Here is a 19,249-nt window from a genome sequence, read left to right as displayed (position 1 = left end):
TGCTTAAAGATACGAAAAGGCCGCCGCCGGTATGAGACCGGCGGCGGCCTTTGGAATATTAACCCGATGTCAGCCCTTCAGGGGATGACGCAGGACAATGGTTTCATTGCGGTCGGGACCGGTCGACACGAGGTCGATCGGCACGCCGCAGACTTCGGCAACGCGCTCCAGGTAGCGACGGGCCGCCTCGGGCAGCTTGTCGTACTCGGTGATGCCGACGGTGGATTCCGACCAGCCCGGCAGCTCTTCCAGCACCGGTTGCGCTTGGGCAACGGCGTGGGCGCCATACGGCAGCACGTCGCGGAATTCACCGTTGACGCGGTAACCGACGCCCAACTGGATGGTTTCCAGGCCGTCCAGCACGTCCAGCTTGGTGATGCAAAGGCCGGAAATGCCGTTCAGACGAACCGAGCGCTTCAGCGCGGCGCCATCGAACCAGCCGCAACGACGCGGACGGCCGGTGACCGAACCGAATTCCTTGCCGATCGTGGCCAGGCGGGTACCGATCTCGTCGACCAGCTCAGTCGGGAACGGGCCCGAACCGACGCGGGTCGTGTAGGCCTTGGTGATGCCCAGGACGTAGTCCAGCTGCTGCGGACCCACGCCAGCGCCAGCCGACGCCGCACCAGCCACGCAATTGCTGCTGGTGACGAACGGGTACGTGCCATGGTCCACATCCAGCAATGCGCCCTGCGCGCCTTCGAACAGGATGCGCTTGCCTTCTTGCTGCATGGCGTACAGGTTGCTGGACACGTCCTTGACCATCGGTGCGATGGCGGGAGCCAGGGCCATGGCCTGATCACGCACTTCGTTGGCGGAAACCGCTTCGGCGCCCAGGTACTTGGTCAGCACGAAGTTGTGGTAATCCAGCACTTCGGCGAGCTTCTCGTCGAACAGCGAAGGATTGAACAGGTCCTGCACGCGCAACGCGCGGCGGGCAACCTTATCCTCGTAGGCCGGGCCGATGCCACGACCGGTCGTACCGATCTTGCCTTCGCCCTTGCGCGCTTCGCGCGCCTTGTCGATGGCCACGTGGTACGGCAGGATCAGCGGGCAGATTTCGGAAATCTGCAGGCGCGAGCGCACATCCAGGCCAGCCGCCTCCAGCTCTTCGATTTCCTTGAGCAGGGCTTCCGGGGACAGCACAACGCCGTTGCCGATAAAGCAGGTGACGCCGGGATGCATGATGCCGGACGGGATCAGGCGAAGAATTGTCTTCTTGCCGTTGATCCACAGCGTATGGCCGGCATTGTGACCGCCTTGGAAGCGGACCACGCCTTGGACGGATTCCGCCAGCCAATCGACGATCTTGCCTTTGCCCTCGTCACCCCATTGAGTGCCGATTACGACTACGTTCTTGCTCATGTTACGAATCAATATCGAGTTTCTCGGGAAATCCGGAAATCTCCCCGCGGCCCTCTTGTTTCCAAGAGGGAGTTAGTCACAGCGTTCTGACCGTCCAGGCGCCATCTTGCAGCGCCAGCTCGCGATCGCAAACGAATTCGTCCTGATCCTGCTCGTGACCGGGCAATACCTGAACGACAATCTCCCCTGACCGGCGCAGGCGGCGAACCGCCTCGGTCAGAGCGGGGGCCTGCCCCCAAGGCGCGCGAACCGCACGCGCCCGTTCCGCTGGCGGCAAACCTGCCGCCAGTTTGCGTAAATCCAGACTGAAGCCGGTAGCCGGACGCGCCCGGCCAAAGGCCCGACTGACGTCGTCATAGCGGCCACCGCTGACCAGCGCGTCATGCCAGCCTTCCGCATACAGCGCGAACTTCACGCCGGAGTGGTAGCCATAGCCCCCCACATCGGCCAGATCGACACTGAACGCGACATTCGGCATCGCATCCACCACCACCTGCAAGGCATCCAGCGCAACGGCGACACCCGGCAGCAAAGGCAGATCGCGACGCGCCGCCTTCAGCACTTCCGGGCCGCCATACAGGTTCGGCAGCAACTGCAACGCCTTCAGCGTCTCGTCCCGCATGCCCGGCGCGCGCTGGGCCAGCTCACCCAGGCCCGGCACGTCTTTCTCGCGCAGCAAGCGGATGATTTCCTGCGACACCGCCATGGCAGCCGGGTCCGACTCCAGGATGGCGCGAACCACGCCCGAATGGCACAAGTCCAGACGGGGGTTGCGCACCCCGGCGATCGCCACCGTTTCCAGCACGAGCTGGATGATTTCCAGATCGGCTTCGAAACCGGCATGACCGTAGATCTCGGCGCCGATCTGCAACAGCTCGCGGCTGGACAGCAAGTCCGCCGGGCGGGCGTGCAGCACGTTGCCGCAATAGCACAGGCGGGTCACGCCGGCGCGGTTCAACAAGTGCGCATCAATGCGCGTGACCTGAGGAGTCATGTCCGCCCGCACGCCCAGCGTGCGTCCGGTCAACTGGTCGACCAGCTTGCAAGTGCGCAGATCCAGATCGCTACCGGTGCCGGACAGCAATGAATCGATGTATTCGACCAGGGGCGGCGCGACCAGCTCGAAGCCGTAAGTACGGTACAGATCGAGAAGTTCGCGGCGCAGTTCCTCGATGCGCCGGGCCTCTGCCGGAAGTACGTCGGCAAGGCTCTCGGGCAGCAACCAGTTACCCATGAATGTTTACCTGAAGAACGCCAAGTGATGCGTGGGCGTCGCCCAAACGAAAAAGCGGCTGAGGGGGCGTAAGCCCGCTCAGCCGCTGCGGAATGTTTTCTAGCTTACGGGGTATTGTACATGAGTCAGCGGGCAGCGCCAGCCGGGATTACCGGCGAACGAAGCTGTCCCCCATTGCTGCGGCACCCCGTTCCGCCGGACGCCGCGCCAGTAAAAAGCCCCTTGGATTTCCAAGGGGCTTTCTGTTCCGCTACGCGCGCCGCCTTACTTGGCCGGCACGGTGACCGGCGCCAGCGCTGCGCCAGCCGGGTCCTTCATGAACTGGAAGAAACTGGAGCTGGGGTCGACCACCAGCACGTCGCCCGGCTTCGAGAACGAAGCGCGGTAGGCTTCCAGGCTCTTGTAGTACGTGTAGAACTGCGGGTTCTTGCCGTAGGCCTGCGCGTAGATCGAAGCAGCCGCGGCATCGCCTTCACCCATGATGCCTTGGGCCTTGGCATAGGCCTGGGCCACGATCACTTCGCGTTGGCGGTCGGCCTCGGCGCGGATCTTCTCGCCTTCGGCGGCACCGATGGAACGCAGCTCGTTGGCGACGCGTGTACGCTCCGCCTCCATGCGGCGATACACCGATTCCGAAATTTCCGGCGCGAACTCGATTCGGCGCAGACGCACGTCGACGATCTGCACGCCCAGGGGCTCGGCGCGCTTGGCCACGTTCGTCAGGATCTCGGCCATGATCTTGTCGCGTTCGGTCGACACCACGTCGCGCACCGTGCGCACGTTGACCGATGCGTTCAGCGCGTCGCGGATCAGCGCTTGCAGGCGCTCTTGCGCCACGCGCTCGTTGCCGCCCGTCGAGACGTAGTATTGACGGGGATCCGCAATACGCCACTTGACGTAGGAATCGATCAGCAGGTTCTTCTTTTCAGAAGTCTGGATGCGTTCGGCTTCGTTGGTTTCGATGGTCAGAACGCGCTTGTCGAGCGTCACGACGTTCTGGAACGGCGGCGGGGCCTTGAAGTACAGGCCGGGTTCACTGATGGTCTTGCGTACTTCACCCAGCGAGAACACCAGGGCGTAGTCGCGCTCGCGCACGACGAAGACGCAGGAAGACAGGGCGGCCAGCACGATGAGCAGGCCGACCAGGATGGGCATAAAACGTTGCATGATCAGGACTCCTCCGGGTTAGCGCGACGTACGGTCGCGGGGCAGCGTGTTGCTATTGCTGCTGCCGGAAGACTGAGGCACCGGAACCGCACCGCTACGCAACGGCGGCTGGACCGGCGGACTGATCAACGCAGGCGAACCCGGGTTGCCGACAGTGGACTTGCTGCCGTCTTGAGCGGCCAGATGCATGATCTTGTCCAAGGGCAGGTACAACATGTTGTTGTTGCTCTTGGTGTCGACCATGACCTTGCTGGCGCGCGTGAAGATGTCCTGCATGCTTTCCAGGTACATGCGCTGGCGCATGACTTGCGGCGCCTTCTCGTATTCACCCAGGATGCTGGTGAAGCGCGACGTATTACCTTGCGCGTCGCCCACGACCTTGGCCTTGTAGCCTTCGGCCTGTTCAGTCATGCGCGAAGCCTGGCCACTGGCCAGCGGCACGACCTGGTTGGCGTAGGCCTGGCCTTCGTTGATCTGGCGCTCGCGGTCTTGACCTGCCTTGACGGCGTCGTCGAAGGCGGCTTGCACCTGCTCGGGCGGCTGCACGTTCTGGATGGCGACCGTGCTGACCTGGACGCCGCTCTGGTAGCGGTCCAGGATCTGTTGCATCAGCGCCTGCACTTGCGTGGCGACCATCGTACGGCCTTCGTACAGCACGAAGTCCATCGATTGCTTGCCCACAACTTCGCGCATGGCCGTTTCAGAGGCCTGGCGGACGGATTCGTCCGGATCGCGCGTCATGAAGAGATAGTCCGGCGCGCCGTCGGCCCGCAGACGATACTGGACGACGAACTGCATATCGACGATGTTCTCGTCCGTCGTGAGCATCAGCGCTTCAGGCAGCACCTTGTTGCGCGAACCGCCGCGGAAACCGACTTCGAACGTGCGCAGCTGCGACACGTTGACGATTTCCTGGCTTTGAATCGGGTACGGCAGGCGCCATTGGAAACCGGCCTGCGACGTGCTCTTGTATTTGCCGAACTGGGTCACGACCGCGACCTGGCCTTCCTGCACGATGTAGAAGCCGCTGGCCGCCCAGATGCCCACAGCGACCAGAGCGATGACGCCCAGGCCGATGCGCGCGCCACGAGGCGAAGGCGGGGTCATGCCGCCACGGTTGCCGGGGCGGTTGTTGCCACCGCCACCGCCCTTGCGACCGAACAGGGATCCGATGCGATTATTGAAATCGCGCCAGACCTCGTCCAGGTCGGGAGGGCCGTCTCCATTGCCTTGAGGCCGCTTCGGCGGCGGCTCGGAGCCATTGTTGTTCCCACGACCCCAACCGGGGTCATTCAGATTGAAGAGTTTGATAATTCGCGGCATTGTTTCCCACAATCTGTCCGGTCTCCGCAATTGCCCCGCGCAACGCATCCAGACCGGCGCGCTCGGAGGCGCTTACAAATACTCGCGCAATCGTACCATGTGCATCGCGCTCCGCCCGGGGTTCCAATCCAGCCTGGTCAATCTTGTTGTATACCAGGATGGTGGGGACGGCGGAGGCACCGATTTCAGCGAGGACTTTGTTGACTTCGAAAATCTGCTCGTCACGCTGCGGACTGGCTGCATCAACCACATGCAGCAACAGATCCGCATGCACCGTCTCTTCCAGGGTCGCCCGGAACGCGGCGATCAGGTCGTGAGGCAGGTCGCGAATGAATCCGACCGTGTCCGATATCACAACGTTCCCCGAACCTTCGATCCAGATGCGGCGGGTGGTCGTGTCCAGGGTGGCGAAGAGCTGGTCGGCGGCGTAGGTGTCCGCGCGCGTCAGCGCGTTGAATAACGTGGACTTGCCGGCGTTGGTGTAACCCACGAGCGAAACCGACAGCACACCGCCGCGGGCGCGCGCGCGGCGCTGCGTCACACGCTGGCGCTCAACGCGATCCAGGCGCTCGCGCAGCGTCTTGACCTTGGCGCCGATCATGCGGCGGTCCATTTCAAGCTGGGATTCACCGGGGCCGCGCATCCCGATACCACCGCGCTGACGCTCCAAGTGGCTCCACATGCGCGTCAGGCGCGTGGACAGATGCTGCAACTGCGCCAGCTCGACCTGCAACTTGCCCTCGTGGCTCTTCGCGCGCAGCGCGAAGATGTCCAGGATGAGCGCGACGCGGTCCACCACGCGCAAGTTGAAGACGCGCTCCAGGTTGCGCTGCTGAGCAGGCGACAAGGGCTGATCGAACAGGACGATATCGGCCAGCAAGGCTTGCGCCATCGCGACGCCTTCGTCTGCCTTGCCGGAGCCGATGAAGAACTTGGCGTCGGGCCGGTCGCGCCGTGCGGTCAGGGTGCCGACGACTTCCGCGCCCGCGCCCTTGGCCAGCATGGCAAATTCTTCGGCGTGGGCCGTGAAGTCCGGATCACCCAGATCCACGCTGATAATCAGAGCGCGCATACATGCACCATATTGGAGCCAAAGCGAAAATGCCCGCCGACGTCATCCGTCTGGCGGGCAAAAAAAGGTACAGCTGGAGCGAGATTACTCAGCAGGGACTTCCACCTGGAAATTCACGGCACGGGCGGGAACAACGGTGGAAATGGCATGCTTGTAGACCATTTGCGTAACCGTGTTGCGCAACAGCACCACGTACTGATCAAAAGATTCGATTTGCCCTTGAAGCTTGATACCGTTCACCAAGTAGATCGACACGGGCACATGATCCTTGCGCAGCGTGTTCAGGAACGGATCTTGCAGAGTTTGCCCTTTATTGCTCATTGGCCAGGCTCCATTTGTTTGTTATTGAGTGATGATGTGCTTTTTTGTACTGGTGGAGCACACCGAAATACGTACTCTACAGGGTTTTCCCGGCCCGTGCTACTTGGCCAGGAAGCAAAAGTGACACCAGAGTTTTCAAGCTGAAAAGCCCCTGACCGTCACGCTTGCAGGACCTCCGCGAGCCCCTTCAGAAGCAGGTCTACCTGCTCGTCCGTGCCCACGGTAATGCGGAGAAACTGATCGATGCGCGCATGACGGAAATGACGCACGATGATGCTGCGCTCGCGCAAAGCGGCGGCCAGACCCGAAGCGTCTTTGGAGGGGTGCCGCGCGAACACGAAATTCGCGGCCGACGGCAGCACTTCGAAACCCAGCGACTCCAGGCCCGCCGTCATCCGCGACCGGGTTTCGATCACGGCGTGGCGAGTCTTCTCAAAGTACTCTGTATCTTCCAATGCCGCCACTGCGCCGGCCGATGCCAGGCGATCGATGGGGTAGGAGTTGAAACTGTTCTTTACGCGGTCCAGCCCGTCGATGAGCGCGGCGCTGCCGACAGCGAAGCCGACACGCAGCCCCGCCAGCGAACGCGACTTGGACAGCGTCTGCACGACGAGCAGGTTGTCGTAGCGCGCAACCAGCCCCACCGCCGATTCCCCGCCGAAGTCAACGTAGGCTTCGTCGACCACCACGACCGCGTCGGGGTTACCGGCGACGATGCGCTCGACCTCGGCCAGACTCAGCGCGCGGCCGGTGGGCGCATTGGGATTCGGGAAAATGATGGCGCCCGCCTGGACGTCTGCCCGAGGCAGGTAGTCTTCCACGTCGATGCGGAAGTCTGCCGTCAGCGGCACGGTTTCGTATTCGATGCCGTACAGGCCGCAATAGACGGGGTAGAAGCTGTAAGTGATGTCCGGGAAGCGCAGCGGACGCTCATGCTTGAGCAAGGCCAGGAAGACGTGCGCCAGCACCTCGTCCGAACCGTTGCCCACGAACACCTGGCCCGGCTGCACGCCCAGCGTGCTGGCGATCGTCTGGCGAAGGCGGTCCGAGGACGGGTCTGGGTATAGCTTGAGCGTGTCGTCGCAGGCCGCCCGTATGGCGTCGAGCACCTTGGGCGACGGCCCGTAGGGGTGCTCGTTGGTGTTCAGCTTGATCAGGTTCTGAAGCTTGGGCTGCTCGCCCGGGACATAGGGACTGAGCGTCCCGACCACGGGACTCCAGAAACGGCTCATGGATCAACTTTCCTGCGCGTAGGGGTTGTGCGAAGACTTGAACTCGATGCGCAACGGCGTGCCGGCAAGATCGAACGCGTTGCGGAAACGCGTCTCCAGATAGCGGCGGTACGAATCCGGGATGGCGTCCAGCGCGTTGCCGTGGATGACGACCAGCGGCGGGTTTTGCCCGCCCTGGTGCGCATAACGCATCTTGGGACGGAAGATGCCCTTGCGCGGCGGCTGCTGCTGCTCGATGGCGGCTTGCAGTTCACGGGTCAGCTTGGGCGTGGACAACTTGGCGAACGCTGCGGCGTGGGCCATATTGATGGACTTCAAGAGCGGCTTGATGCCCTGCCCGCGCAACGCCGAAATGGTGTGCATGCGGGCAAACGACAGGAAACGCAGCTTGCGCTGGAATTCGCGTTCGATGCGTTCCTTTGCCTCGCCGTCCAGGCCGTCCCACTTGTTGATGGCAACCACGACGGCGCGGCCGGTTTCCAGCACGAAGCCCGCGATGTGGGCGTCCTGCTCGGAAATCTCGGTGTGCGCATCCAGCATCAGCAGCACGACGTTGCTGGCCTCGATGGCCTGCAGCGTCTTGATGACGGAAAACTTCTCGACAGCTTCGAACACCTTGCCGCGCTTGCGCAGGCCGGCGGTGTCGATCAGCGTGTAGCGGCGGCCATCGCGGTCGAAATCGATTTCGATGGCGTCGCGCGTGGTGCCGGGCAAGTCGAACGCAATCACGCGCTCTTCACCCATCAACGTGTTGATGAGCGTCGACTTGCCGACGTTCGGGCGGCCCACGATCGCCAGCTTGATGCGGTGGTCGTGCTCGCCGTCCTCGACGACCTCTTCTTCGGCAGGCGGTTCGGCCAGGTCTTTCAGCGCCAGTTCGATCAGGTCGACGATGCCATCGCCGTGCGCCGCCGAAATCGGATAAGGCTGGCCCAACCCCAGTTCGTGGAACTCGGAGATGGCCGGGCCCAGGCCCATGCCTTCCGCCTTGTTCACCGCCAGCAGCACGCGCTGCTGGCCGGATTTGCGCAGCAATTGGGCGATTTCGTGATCGTGCGCGTTGAGGCCGGCGCGGGCGTCCACCAGGAACACCACCACGTCCGCTTCGGCGATGGCCTGCCGGGTCTGGCGGGCCATCTCCAGCAGGATGCCGTCCTTGGCGACGGGCTCGAAACCGCCGGTATCGATAGCGATGAACGGGATCTCGCCTACCCTGCCCTCACCGTAATGGCGATCGCGGGTCAGGCCGGAAAAATCGGCCACCAATGCGGCACGCGATCGCGTCAGGCGGTTGAAAAGGGTCGACTTCCCCACATTGGGGCGACCGACCAGGGCAACGACAGGCTTGAAAGACACGGTGTAAGGCTTTGTTCTATAGGTTTTAGTTGGCGCCGATCATGACGAGATTGCCATTGCCCGTCTGGACCAGCACACCTTGGGGGGTGGTTTGCGGCGGCGAAACGACGGCGCCTCCACCCACGGACAGCCGCGCCATCAGGCTGCCGTCACTACGCGACAGGAAGTGCAAGTAGCCTTCCAGGTCGCCTACTGCGAGCGCACCCCCCAGCATAGCCGGTGCGGTGACTTGGCGGTTCTTCAGCGCCGCCTGCTTCCAGACATTGCCGCCGCTATCCAGCGCAAACGCGCTGACGACGCTGTTCTGGTCCGCCGAATAGGCGAAACGCTCGTCCAGCGTCACGCCGCTGACGCTGGAGAAGTCCTTGGCCCACAACGGGCGGCCGCCCGCAGTGACGTCAAAGCAGACGATACGCCCTTGATAGGCGACGGCGCAAAGGAGATTTCCCGCGATGCGCGGAACGCCGACGACGTCGGTCAGGCGCTCGAGGTCGCTTGCGCCCTTCGGTGTGGCCACGGTGCCTTCCCACTGCACGTTGCCGCTGTCGGAGGCGATGGCCATCAGCTTGCCGCCCGGCAGACCGGTGATGACCAAGCCTTCGGCCAGCACCATCTGCGACACGCTGCGCAATGCCAGCGACGGACCCGGACGCTGCACGTTCCAGACGCGTTCGCCGCTGTTGGCGTCGAACGCCTGGATGCGGTAGTCGCCGCTGCGCACGACAACGATGCCATAGCCCACCACGGGCGGGATCGTGACGTCGCTGGTGGCGCGGACCTTCCACTTCACCTTGCCATTGTCGTCGAAGGCGATCACGTCGCCATCGGGCGAGGCGACCGCGGTGGTGGTGCCGTCGCTGCCGGCACCGGCCGACAGCTTGCCGTCGGTCTTGGCCTTCCAGAGGGGACGGCCGCTTTGCAGGTCGAACTTGCCCACCGAACCATCCGGCGTGGCGGCGTAGACGGCGCTGCCCAGCACCGTGGGCGCGAAGCCCAGGCCGGAACCGCTGCCGATCGACGTCGACCAGACCTGATGCACGGACATGCCAGCCTTGTACTCGGTCAGCGGGGCGGGATCGTAACGGCCGTCATCGTGGGAAAACAAGCCGCATCCGCCCAGCGCAAGCAAGCTTGCCAGGCAAACGGCGCCACGCCACGTACGACCAGGTGCAAATTTACGCATTACAGTCACGCTCCGCTCAAGGCATCCAATTTCAACTGCACAACCTGGGTCATCGGATTTGCCGTGCCCAGGCCATCAATGGCGCTTTGCCATGCCGCACGCGCCTCGTCGCGCTTGCCTTGCGCAGCGAGGATATCGCCACGGCGGTCCGCGTACAAGGCGGCGAAGGCGGCCGGCGGGTTGTTCAATTGCGCAAGCGCAGCGTCGTATTGCTTCTGATCCAGCAGCATGCCGGCCAGGCGCAGGCGCGCCACCGATTGCATGGACGGGTTCTTGCCTTGCGCGGCCAGCCATTCCAGCTGCTCGCGGGCGCCGGCTTCGTCCTTCTGGGCTTGCAGCGCCTGCGCCGCGACCAGCGCACCGCGCGCGGCGTAGCCGGTGGCCGGGTACTGTTCGCGCAGCGTGGCGGCAGCCGTCTTGATGCGCACCGCGGAATCGGCGCCGCCCAGGCGGGCCGCGTCTTCCAGCGCTTCGAAGTAGCCCATGGCCTGATTGGCGCGGTGCGATTCATAGGCCTTCCAGCCCCACCAGCCGCCCCAGGCCAGCGCCACGACGGCAAACAGCGTGACGATCAGCGTGCCGTAACGGGCCCACCACGCCTTGATTGCGTCCAGTTTTTCCTGTTCTTCGAGATCGTATGCCATGCCTTAACCCTTGTTGTTCAGTACCGCAGCCAGGTCCGTCAGCGGGACCTGCTGCTGAGCGGCGTCGCCCTGGGCATCCGCGCGCAAATATTTGACGCTGGCGGTCTGCGACGCGACTTCATCGGCGCCAAGAATAACCGCAACCTTGGCGCCGCTGGCATCAGCGCGCTTGAATTGGGACTTGAAACCCGCGGAACCGGCATGGACGATCACCGACAGGCCGGCGTCGCGCAGGTCTTCGCCGACCCGGGCGGCCAGGCGCTGGGCCTCTTCGCCCTGGTGCACGACATAGACGTCGCATTCGGCCGGCGCGTCCAGCTGCACGCTCTGTTCCCACAAGTCCAGCAGGCGCTCCATGCCGATCGCGAAGCCGACCGCGGGCGCGTGCTTGCCACCCAGCAGTTCGACCAGGCCGTCGTAGCGACCACCGCCGCAGACCGTGCCCTGGGAGCCCAGGCGGTCGGTGACCCACTCGAACACCGTCAGGTTGTAGTAGTCAAGGCCGCGCACCAGGCGCGGATTCAGGCTGTATTCGATGCCGGCGTCCGTCAGGCGCTGGCACACGCCGTCGAAGTGCGCGCGAGATTCCTCGCCCAGGAAATCGAACAGGCGCGGCGCGCTGTCGGCCATTTCCTGCATGGCGGGGTTCTTGGTGTCCAGCACGCGCAGCGGGTTGGTGTAGAGGCGGCGCTGGCCGTCTTCGTCCAGGATGTCGCGGTGCTTTTCCAGGTGCTCGATCAGGGCGGCGCGGTGCGCGGCGCGCTCGGCGGGCTGGCCCAGCGAGTTCAGTTCCAGGCGCACGTCCTTCAGCCCCAGCAGCTTCCACAGGCGGGCCAGCATGACGATCAGCTCGGCGTCCACGTCGGGGCCGGCAAAGCCCAGGGCTTCGACGTCGATCTGATGGAATTGGCGATAACGGCCGCGTTGCGGGCGCTCGTGGCGGAACACGGGACCGATCGAGTAGACGCGCTGCGGACGGTCATAGAGCATGTTGTGCTCAATGGAGGCGCGCACGATGCCGGCCGTCATTTCGGGACGCATCGTCAGCGATTCGCCGTTCAACGCGTCGGTGAAGGTGTACATCTCTTTTTCGACGATGTCGGTCACTTCACCGATGCCGCGCGTGAACAGGCGCGTATGCTCAAGCACGGGCGTGCGCACATTGCGGTAGCCATAGCCGCGCAGCCAGCCGCGCACGATTTCCTCGAACTGTTCCCAGCGGGCGCTCGGCCCGGGCAACACGTCATTCATGCCGCGTATGGCGGCCACTTTCTGGAAAGCTTGAGTCATCTTGATCATGCCGCGTCACGCGCCTGCTGGCGCGCCCGCGGCTACACCCTTTCTTTTAATGAGAGGCGAGCGCACCATAACGGCGCGCCACGTAGTCTTCGACGATGGCCTGGAACTCTTCGGCGATGTGGTCGCCTTTGAGCGTAACCGTGCGCTCGCCGTCCACGAATACCGGCGCCGCGGGCACTTCGCCCGTTCCCGGCAGACTGATTCCGATATCGGCATGACGGCTTTCGCCCGGCCCATTGACCACACAGCCCATGACCGCGACGTTCATGCTTTCGACGCCCGGGTACTGTGCTTTCCAGACCGGCATCTGGCGGCGCAGGTAGGACTGGATGCTATCAGCAAGCTCCTGGAAGAACGTGCTGCTGGTGCGGCCGCAACCGGGGCACGCCACCACCATCGGCGTGAACGCGCGCAGGCCCATCGTCTGCAGGATTTCCTGCGCCACGATGGCTTCGCGGCTGCGGTCGCCGCCGGGTTCCGGCGTGAGCGAGATACGGATGGTGTCGCCGATGCCCTGCTGCAGCAGCACCGCCAGCGCCGCGGTGGATGCCACGATGCCCTTGCTGCCCATGCCGGCTTCGGTCAGGCCCAGGTGCAGGGGATAGTCGCAACGGGCGGACAGGTCGCGGTAGACCGTGATCAGGTCCTGCACATGGCTGACCTTGCAAGACAGGATGATGGCGTCGCGGCGCAAGCCGAGTTCTTCAGCGCGCTGCGCGTTGGTGATGGCCGACACGACCAGCGCGTCGCGCATCACGGCCTGAGCTTCCCAGGGCTGCGCGCGGCGGCTGTTTTCGTCCATCTTGCGCGCCATCAGTTCGTGGTCCAGGCTGCCCCAGTTCACGCCGATGCGCACCGGCTTGTCGTAGCGGCACGCCACGTCGATCATTTGCGCGAAATTATCATCGCGCCGCTTGCCGCCGCCCATGTTGCCGGGGTTGATCCGGTACTTGGACAGCGCCTGCGCGCACTCGGGGAACTGCGTCAGCAGCTTGTGCCCGTTGTAGTGGAAATCGCCCACCAGCGGCACGTTCATGCCCATGCGGTCGAGCTGTTCGCGGATGGCGACCACTTCGCGGGCCGCCTCGGGCGTATTCACCGTGATGCGGACCAGCTCGGAGCCGGCCAACGCCAGCTCTTTGACCTGGATCGCCGTGGCGATGGCGTCCGCGGTGTCGGTGTTGGTCATGGACTGCACCACGACCGGGGCGTCGCCGCCCACCATCACGACACGGTCGCCCCACTTCACCGCCACCGAACGCGTGGCGCGGCGCATCGCTGCCCCCACGGAGGGAGGCGGCGCATCCTGGCAAGGCAGAGAGGAATCTTGCATCGGTGGAACCGGGTTACTTGGTCGGCTTCTGCAGCCAGTCGAACGGCAGCCAATGCTGCGGCAACCAGCCTTGCCAGAAGGCATACGCCACGCCGGCGACGAGCACCAGCACAATGGCGATGAGCCAGCCCCAGGAGGTTGACGACGAACGGTCGTCGTCGGCGCTGGACTGGGGGATGGAATGCGCCGAATGCAGGGCGCCCGGGCTCAGCTTCACCGGACCGGTGACGCGGGCCTTAGGATCCAGCGAATCGACGATGGCTTGCGAATCCGCGCCCAGCAGGCGCGCATAGTTGCGGACCAGGCCGCGCAGGGAAACGCCCGTGGGCAAGTCCGCCCACGCTTCGTTTTCAAGGGCTTCGATCTGCTTCGTGGAAAACTTGATGCGGCTGGACACTTCGTCGAGCGACCAGCCTTTGGACTGGCGCAGCGACCGCAATGCCGAGCCCACGTTGCCCGCAGCGCTGGCGGGCGTTTCAGAAACTGCAGAAGCGAAATCCTGCGTCATGCATGCACCTGTTTAATTGGTATGGTCTGGCGCTGTGCGGCGTTGCGCTCGGTAATCCGAGTGCGGTCCCGCACTTCTCCGGCCAGTTGACCACAAGCTGCATCGATGTCGTCACCCCGGGTCTTGCGCACGGTCGTGATGATGCCCGCGTCCATCAGACGCTGCGCGAACACCTTGACGCGTGCTGAGTTGGAGCGTTTCAGGCCCGACTCGGGGAAGGGGTTGAACGGAATCAGATTGAGCTTGCAGCGCAGCTGGCGTGCAATTTGGATCAGTTCCTTGGCGTGCTGGTCGGTATCGTTGATGCCGTCCAGCATGCAATATTCAAACGTGATGAAGTCGCGCGGGGCAAACGCCAGATAGCGTTCGCAAGCCGCCAGCAACTCTTTCAGCGGGTACTTCTTGTTCAGCGGCACCAGCTCGTCGCGCAGCGCGTCGTTCGGCGCATGCAGCGAGACGGCCAGCGCCACCGGACAGTCCTGCGACAGGCGGTCCATCATGGGGACGACGCCCGACGTGGACACCGTGACGCGGCGGCGGGACAAGCCGTAGGCGTTGTCGTCCAGCATCAGGCGCAGCGCCGGCAGAACCTGGTCGTAGTTGAGCAGGGGTTCGCCCATGCCCATCATCACCACGTTGCTGATGACGCGCGTGTCTTCGGTGGCTTTGGCGCTTTCCAGGCGGGCGGTGCCGATGTCGGCTTCCAGCACCCGCTTGGCCCACCACAGCTGGCCAATGATTTCGCTGGTTTTCAGGTTGCGGTTGAAGCCCTGGTGCCCGGTCGAGCAAAAGCGGCAATTCACCACGCAGCCGGCCTGGCTGGAAATGCACAGGGTGCCGCGGTCGTCTTCGGGGATGAAGACGGTTTCGATGGCATTGCCCTGCCCCACATCAAACAGCCACTTGCGCGTGCCGTCGGTCGAGCGTTGCTCGATATTGACGGGCAAGGCTTCGATGCGGCAATTCGACGCGAGCTGGCTGCGGAATTCGCGGGCCAGGTCGGTCATGGCGTCGAACGAATCGGCGCCGCGCTGGTGCATCCAGCGCTGCAGCTGACGGGCGCGAAAAGGCTTACCGCCCCACTGCCCGACAAGTTCGGACAGGGCGGAGCCATCCAGCCCCAGCAAATTGATTCGTTCGACGGATTCCATGACCTGGGTAACGCTAAAAAACTAAAACAGTGCTTCCGGGAAAATCAACGGCTGTGGATGTTGATTTCGGGGAAGAAGAAAGCGATTTCGACGGCAGCCGTTTCCGGAGCGTCGGAGCCGTGGACGGCGTTGGCGTCGATGCTGTCGGCGAAGTCGGCGCGGATGGTGCCGGGGGCAGCCTTCTTCGGGTCGGTGGCGCCCATCAGGTCGCGGTTCTTCAGGATGGCTTCTTCGCCTTCCAGCACTTGCACGAAGACCGGGCCCGAGATCATGAAATCAACCAGGTCCTTGAAGAAGGGGCGTTCCGAGTGCACGGCGTAGAAGCGCTCGGCGTCGGCGCGCGACAGCTGGGCCAGGCGGGCGGCGATGACCTTCAGGCCGGCTTGCTCGAAGCGGCCGACGATCTGGCCGATGACGTTCTTGGCGACGGCGTCGGGCTTGATGATCGAGAGGGTGCGTTGGATGGACATAGGAACTCCGAAAGCTGATTTCTGACTGGTTTCTGATGAATTGCCTGGCGTGGCTCTGCACTTGTCGGTGTCACCCTTGAAGTGTCATCGCGCGATTGGCGCACAGGCGGTCCGGATTGTTTGAACAGTTCTACTGAACGCTCCGGGCCGTCCTGAACCACATGGCCAAGGCAGGGATTCGACACTGCCTACCGATCGGACCGCCCTCAATTCTGCTTCGGATTTCTGAAACGCGGACTTTTCCGTGCGCATTTCCGAAGGAATCCTTAATGAATTCAGGGACTTCTAAAAGGTTTACAGTAACCCGGTATTCTAACACGCTGAGAAGACCGCATTACATCTTAAAATGAGCGGTTTGCTGCCCGTATCCCTACGCCGGGCGCCCTGTTTGCCGGAACCCTGTAATGACTCAAGCCGCTCCCCCGAACGCCGCGAATCCCGCGAGCGACATCCCGGAACTCTCCAAGAGCTTCGAACCTTCCGAACTGGAATCCCGCTGGTACGCCGAGTGGGACAAGCGCGGCTACTTCGCGGCGGGCCAGCACGTAAAAACGGGGACGGAAAGCCAGCCGTATGTGATCCAGTTCCCGCCGCCCAACGTGACGGGCACCCTACACATGGGCCACGCGTTCAACCAGACCATCATGGACGGCCTGGTGCGCTACCGCCGCATGGCGGGCGACGACACCGTGTTCATCCCCGGCACCGACCACGCCGGGATCGCCACCCAGATCGTTGTTGAGAGACAGCTGGACGCCCAGAAGGTTTCCCGCCACGACCTCGGCCGCGAGAAATTCGTGGAAAAAGTCTGGGAATGGAAGGAAAAGTCGGGCAATGCCATCACCGAGCAGGTGCGCCGCCTGGGCGCGTCGGCCGACTGGCCCCGTGAATACTTCACCATGGACGACCGCATGTCGCGCGGCGTGGTGGAGACCTTCGTACGCCTGCATAAACAGGGACTGATCTACCGCGGCAAGCGCCTGGTCAATTGGGACCCGAAGCTGCTGACCGCCGTGTCCGACCTGGAAGTGCAGTCCGAAGAGACCGATGGCCACATGTGGCACATTCTCTACCCCTTCGTCGACGGCCCGCAGACCATCGTCGACAAGGACGGCCAGACCGTCACCTTGCGCGGCATGACCATCGCCACGACCCGCCCGGAAACGATGCTGGCCGACGGCGCGCTGTGCGTGCACCCCGAAGATCCGCGCTATCAGCACCTGATCGGCAAGGAAGTCGAGCTGCCGCTGTGCGACCGCAACATCCCCATCATCGCGGATGATTTCGTCGACCCCGCTTTCGGCACGGGCTGCGTGAAGATCACCGGCGCGCACGACTTCAACGACTACGCCTGCGCGATGCGCCACGATCTGCCCCTGATCGTGATCTTCACGCTGGACGCGCACATCAACGAAAACGGCCCCAAGCAGTTCCAGGGCCTGGAGCGCTACGAAGCCCGCAAGGCCGTTGTCGCCCAACTGGATGCCGAAGGCTATCTGGTCAAGATCGAACCGCACAAGATGATGCAACCCAAGGGCGACCGCACCGGCGTCGTGCTGGAGCCCATGCTGACGGACCAGTGGTTTGTGGCGATGAGCAAGCCGGCCCCGGAAGGCACCCTGAATCCGGGCAAGAGCATCACCGAAGTCGCGCTGGAAGTGGTGGCCGACGGCCGCATCAAGTTCTATCCGGACAACTGGACCACCATCTACAACCAGTGGCTGAACAACATCCAGGACTGGTGCATCTCGCGCCAGCTGTGGTGGGGCCACCAGATCCCGGCCTGGTATTCGGAAGACGGCCAGATCTTCGTCGCGCACGACGAAGCGGGCGCCATCGAACAGGCCCGCGCCGCGGGCGTCACGGGCGAGCTCAAGCGCGATCCAGACGTGCTGGACACCTGGTTCTCGTCGGGCCTCGTGCCCTTCACCACGCTGGGCTGGCCGGAAAACACGCCGGACCTGCAACGCTACCTGCCCTCCAGCGTGCTGGTCACAGGCTTCGACATCATCTTCTTCTGGGTCGCCCGCATGGTCATGCTGACCACGCACATGACCGGCCAGATCCCGTTCAAGCACGTCTACGTGCACGGCCTGATCCGCGACGCCGACGGCCAGAAGATGAGCAAGTCCAAGGGCAACACGTTGGACCCCGTCGACCTGATCGACGGCATCGACCTGGACGGCCTCGTCGCGAAGCGCACCTATGGCCTGATGAACCCCAAGCAGGCCGGCGCCATCGAAAAGGCCACGCGCCGCCAGTATCCGGACGGCATCCCCGCGTTCGGCACCGACGCGCTTCGCTTCACGATGGCCGCCTACGCCACGCTGGGCCGCAACATCAACTTTGACCTGAAGCGCTGCGAGGGCTACCGCAACTTCTGCAACAAGCTGTGGAACGCCACGCGCTTCGTGCTGATGAACACCGAAGGCCATGACCTGACTGGCCCAGACGCCGGCGAGACCTCGTTCGTCGACCGCTGGATCATCAGCCAGATGCAGACGCTGGAAGCCGATGTGGCGCGCGGGTTCGCCGACTACCGTTTCGACAACATCGCCAATGCGCTGTACCGCTACGTGTGGGACGAGTACTGCGATTGGTACCTGGAACTGGCCAAGGTGCAAATCCAGACCGGCACGCCCGCCCAGCAGCTGGGCACGCGCCGCACGCTGATCCGCGTGCTGGAATGCGTGCTGCGCCTGGCCCACCCGGTCATTCCGTTCATCACTGAAGAGCTCTGGCAGAAGGTGTCCGTCGTGGCGGGCAAGCGCAAGGAAGGCGTGGCCGACAGCGTCAGCGTCCAGCCCTACCCGCAAGCCAACCCGGACGCGGTGGATGTCGCGGCCGAGGCCGACGTGGCCGAGCTCAAGGCCCAGGTGGAAGCGGTGCGCGCGCTGCGCGGCGAAATGAACCTGTCGCCCGCCCTGAAGGTGCCGCTGTGCGCCCAGGGCGATGCGCCCACGCTCAAGCGCAACGCGCCGTACCTGGCCGCGCTGGCCAAGCTGAGTCAGGTCGACGTGCTGGACGTCTTGCCGGACGCCGGCGCGCCGGTCCAGGTGGTGGGCGCCAGCCGTCTGATGCTGCACGTCGAGATCGATGTGGCGGCCGAGCGCATTCGCCTGGACAAGGAGATCGCGCGCCTGGAAGGCGAGATCGCCAAGGCCAACGGCAAGCTGTCGAACGCCAGCTTCGTCGAACGCGCCCCGGCGGCGGTCGTCGAGCAGGAAAAGGCGCGCATGGCGCAGTTCGGCGAAACCCTGCAGAAGGTGCGCGAACAGCGCGCCAAGCTGGGCGACTGAACGGCTGCCCAGCCCTGCTGAAACAAGAAACCCCGGAACTGGTTTGAACTGACCCCCAGAAGTTGGACGGTCAGAAGCTAAAGCCCGAAGGCCTGAGCTCGGTATTGCACCGGGCTCAGGCCTTTTAGCTTGAGCTTGATGCGGTCGTGATTGTAGTAACGGATGTACTGCCTGATGCCCACCTGCAACTGGTCGATGCTCTCGAAGCGGTTCAGGTGGAAGAACTCGGCCTTCAACGTCCCGAAGAAGCTCTCCATGGCGGCATTGTCCAAGCAGTTTCCCTTGCGTGACA

Annotated in this window: 16 protein-coding genes and 1 pseudogene; 1 reads left to right on the top strand and 16 read right to left on the bottom strand. The window is 63.7% G+C overall.

The window, feature by feature from the left end; translation table 11 throughout:
* Positions 1-69: 69 nt before the first annotated feature.
* The 15 genes and pseudogenes from A9973_RS27095 to ndk all read right to left on the bottom strand — a co-directional run bounded on the left by A9973_RS27095 (position 70) and on the right by ndk (position 15,658).
* Entirely contained in the window at positions 70-1,365 is a 1,296-nt protein-coding gene (locus A9973_RS27095) for an adenylosuccinate synthase (protein WP_006218590.1), read from the bottom strand.
* A 76-nt stretch (positions 1,366-1,441) separates the two neighbouring features.
* Entirely contained in the window at positions 1,442-2,599 is a 1,158-nt protein-coding gene (locus tag A9973_RS27090; RefSeq protein WP_183016716.1) for an ATP phosphoribosyltransferase regulatory subunit, read from the bottom strand.
* 264 nt (positions 2,600-2,863) lie between these two features.
* Positions 2,864-3,766, bottom strand: coding sequence for a protease modulator HflC (gene hflC / locus A9973_RS27085; protein WP_105559771.1), 903 nt, complete (start codon positions 3,764-3,766; stop codon positions 2,864-2,866).
* Between the two features lie 18 nt (positions 3,767-3,784).
* On the bottom strand, positions 3,785-5,089 hold the full coding sequence (hflK, locus tag A9973_RS27080; RefSeq protein WP_183016715.1) for an FtsH protease activity modulator HflK: 1,305 nt from the start codon (positions 5,087-5,089) through the stop codon (positions 3,785-3,787).
* A pseudogene (gene hflX / locus A9973_RS27075) lies at positions 5,055-6,164 on the bottom strand (GTPase HflX); the annotation flags it as partial. The pseudogene hflX and the gene hflK, both read right to left, overlap by 35 nt.
* Positions 6,165-6,245: 81 nt before the next feature.
* Positions 6,246-6,482, bottom strand: a complete 237-nt coding sequence (hfq, locus tag A9973_RS27070) for an RNA chaperone Hfq (protein WP_006218585.1) — start codon at positions 6,480-6,482, stop codon at positions 6,246-6,248.
* Positions 6,483-6,640: 158 nt separating this feature from the next.
* Complete coding sequence (gene hisC / locus A9973_RS27065; protein ID WP_183016713.1) at positions 6,641-7,714, bottom strand: histidinol-phosphate transaminase; 1,074 nt, start codon at positions 7,712-7,714, stop codon at positions 6,641-6,643.
* 3 nt (positions 7,715-7,717) lie between these two features.
* Positions 7,718-9,070: a ribosome biogenesis GTPase Der gene (der, locus tag A9973_RS27060; protein ID WP_183016712.1), complete on the bottom strand. Its 1,353-nt coding sequence runs from the start codon at positions 9,068-9,070 to the stop codon at positions 7,718-7,720.
* Positions 9,071-9,095: 25 nt separating this feature from the next.
* Entirely contained in the window at positions 9,096-10,253 is a 1,158-nt protein-coding gene (gene bamB / locus A9973_RS27055) for an outer membrane protein assembly factor BamB (protein WP_183016711.1), read from the bottom strand.
* A gap of 5 nt (positions 10,254-10,258) precedes the next feature.
* Complete coding sequence (locus A9973_RS27050; RefSeq protein WP_183016710.1) at positions 10,259-10,897, bottom strand: tetratricopeptide repeat protein; 639 nt, start codon at positions 10,895-10,897, stop codon at positions 10,259-10,261.
* 3 nt (positions 10,898-10,900) lie between these two features.
* The gene (hisS, locus tag A9973_RS27045) at positions 10,901-12,187 is read right to left on the bottom strand and encodes a histidine--tRNA ligase (RefSeq protein WP_183016744.1); all 1,287 of its coding nucleotides are present in this window, start codon (positions 12,185-12,187) and stop codon (positions 10,901-10,903) included.
* Positions 12,188-12,242: 55 nt separating this feature from the next.
* The gene (gene ispG, locus A9973_RS27040) at positions 12,243-13,529 is read right to left on the bottom strand and encodes a flavodoxin-dependent (E)-4-hydroxy-3-methylbut-2-enyl-diphosphate synthase (RefSeq protein ID WP_183016709.1); all 1,287 of its coding nucleotides are present in this window, start codon (positions 13,527-13,529) and stop codon (positions 12,243-12,245) included.
* Positions 13,530-13,542: 13 nt separating this feature from the next.
* Complete coding sequence (locus tag A9973_RS27035; RefSeq protein WP_183016708.1) at positions 13,543-14,037, bottom strand: helix-turn-helix transcriptional regulator; 495 nt, start codon at positions 14,035-14,037, stop codon at positions 13,543-13,545.
* A complete protein-coding gene (rlmN, locus tag A9973_RS27030) occupies positions 14,034-15,188 on the bottom strand; it encodes a 23S rRNA (adenine(2503)-C(2))-methyltransferase RlmN (RefSeq protein ID WP_046803686.1) in 1,155 nt (384 codons plus the stop codon). The genes A9973_RS27035 and rlmN overlap by 4 nt, the downstream gene beginning before the upstream one ends.
* A gap of 44 nt (positions 15,189-15,232) precedes the next feature.
* Positions 15,233-15,658: a nucleoside-diphosphate kinase gene (gene ndk, locus A9973_RS27025; protein WP_054427443.1), complete on the bottom strand. Its 426-nt coding sequence runs from the start codon at positions 15,656-15,658 to the stop codon at positions 15,233-15,235.
* 404 nt (positions 15,659-16,062) lie between these two features.
* Between ndk and A9973_RS27020 the strand changes: the two genes are divergently transcribed.
* Positions 16,063-18,957, top strand: coding sequence for a valine--tRNA ligase (locus A9973_RS27020; RefSeq protein WP_183016707.1), 2,895 nt, complete (start codon positions 16,063-16,065; stop codon positions 18,955-18,957).
* A gap of 77 nt (positions 18,958-19,034) precedes the next feature.
* On the opposite strand, the gene A9973_RS27015 is transcribed toward A9973_RS27020, so the two are convergent.
* Positions 19,035-19,249 (bottom strand): IS3 family transposase (locus A9973_RS27015; RefSeq protein ID WP_183014007.1); only part of this gene is annotated, 215 nt, incomplete at its 5' end.

It is taken from the genome of Achromobacter sp. UMC46 (assembly GCF_014170335.1).
GTDB lineage: Bacteria > Pseudomonadota > Gammaproteobacteria > Burkholderiales > Burkholderiaceae_B > Achromobacter.
Note: the sequence above shows the minus strand (reverse complement) of the source record. Positions and strands in the feature narration are given on the sequence as shown.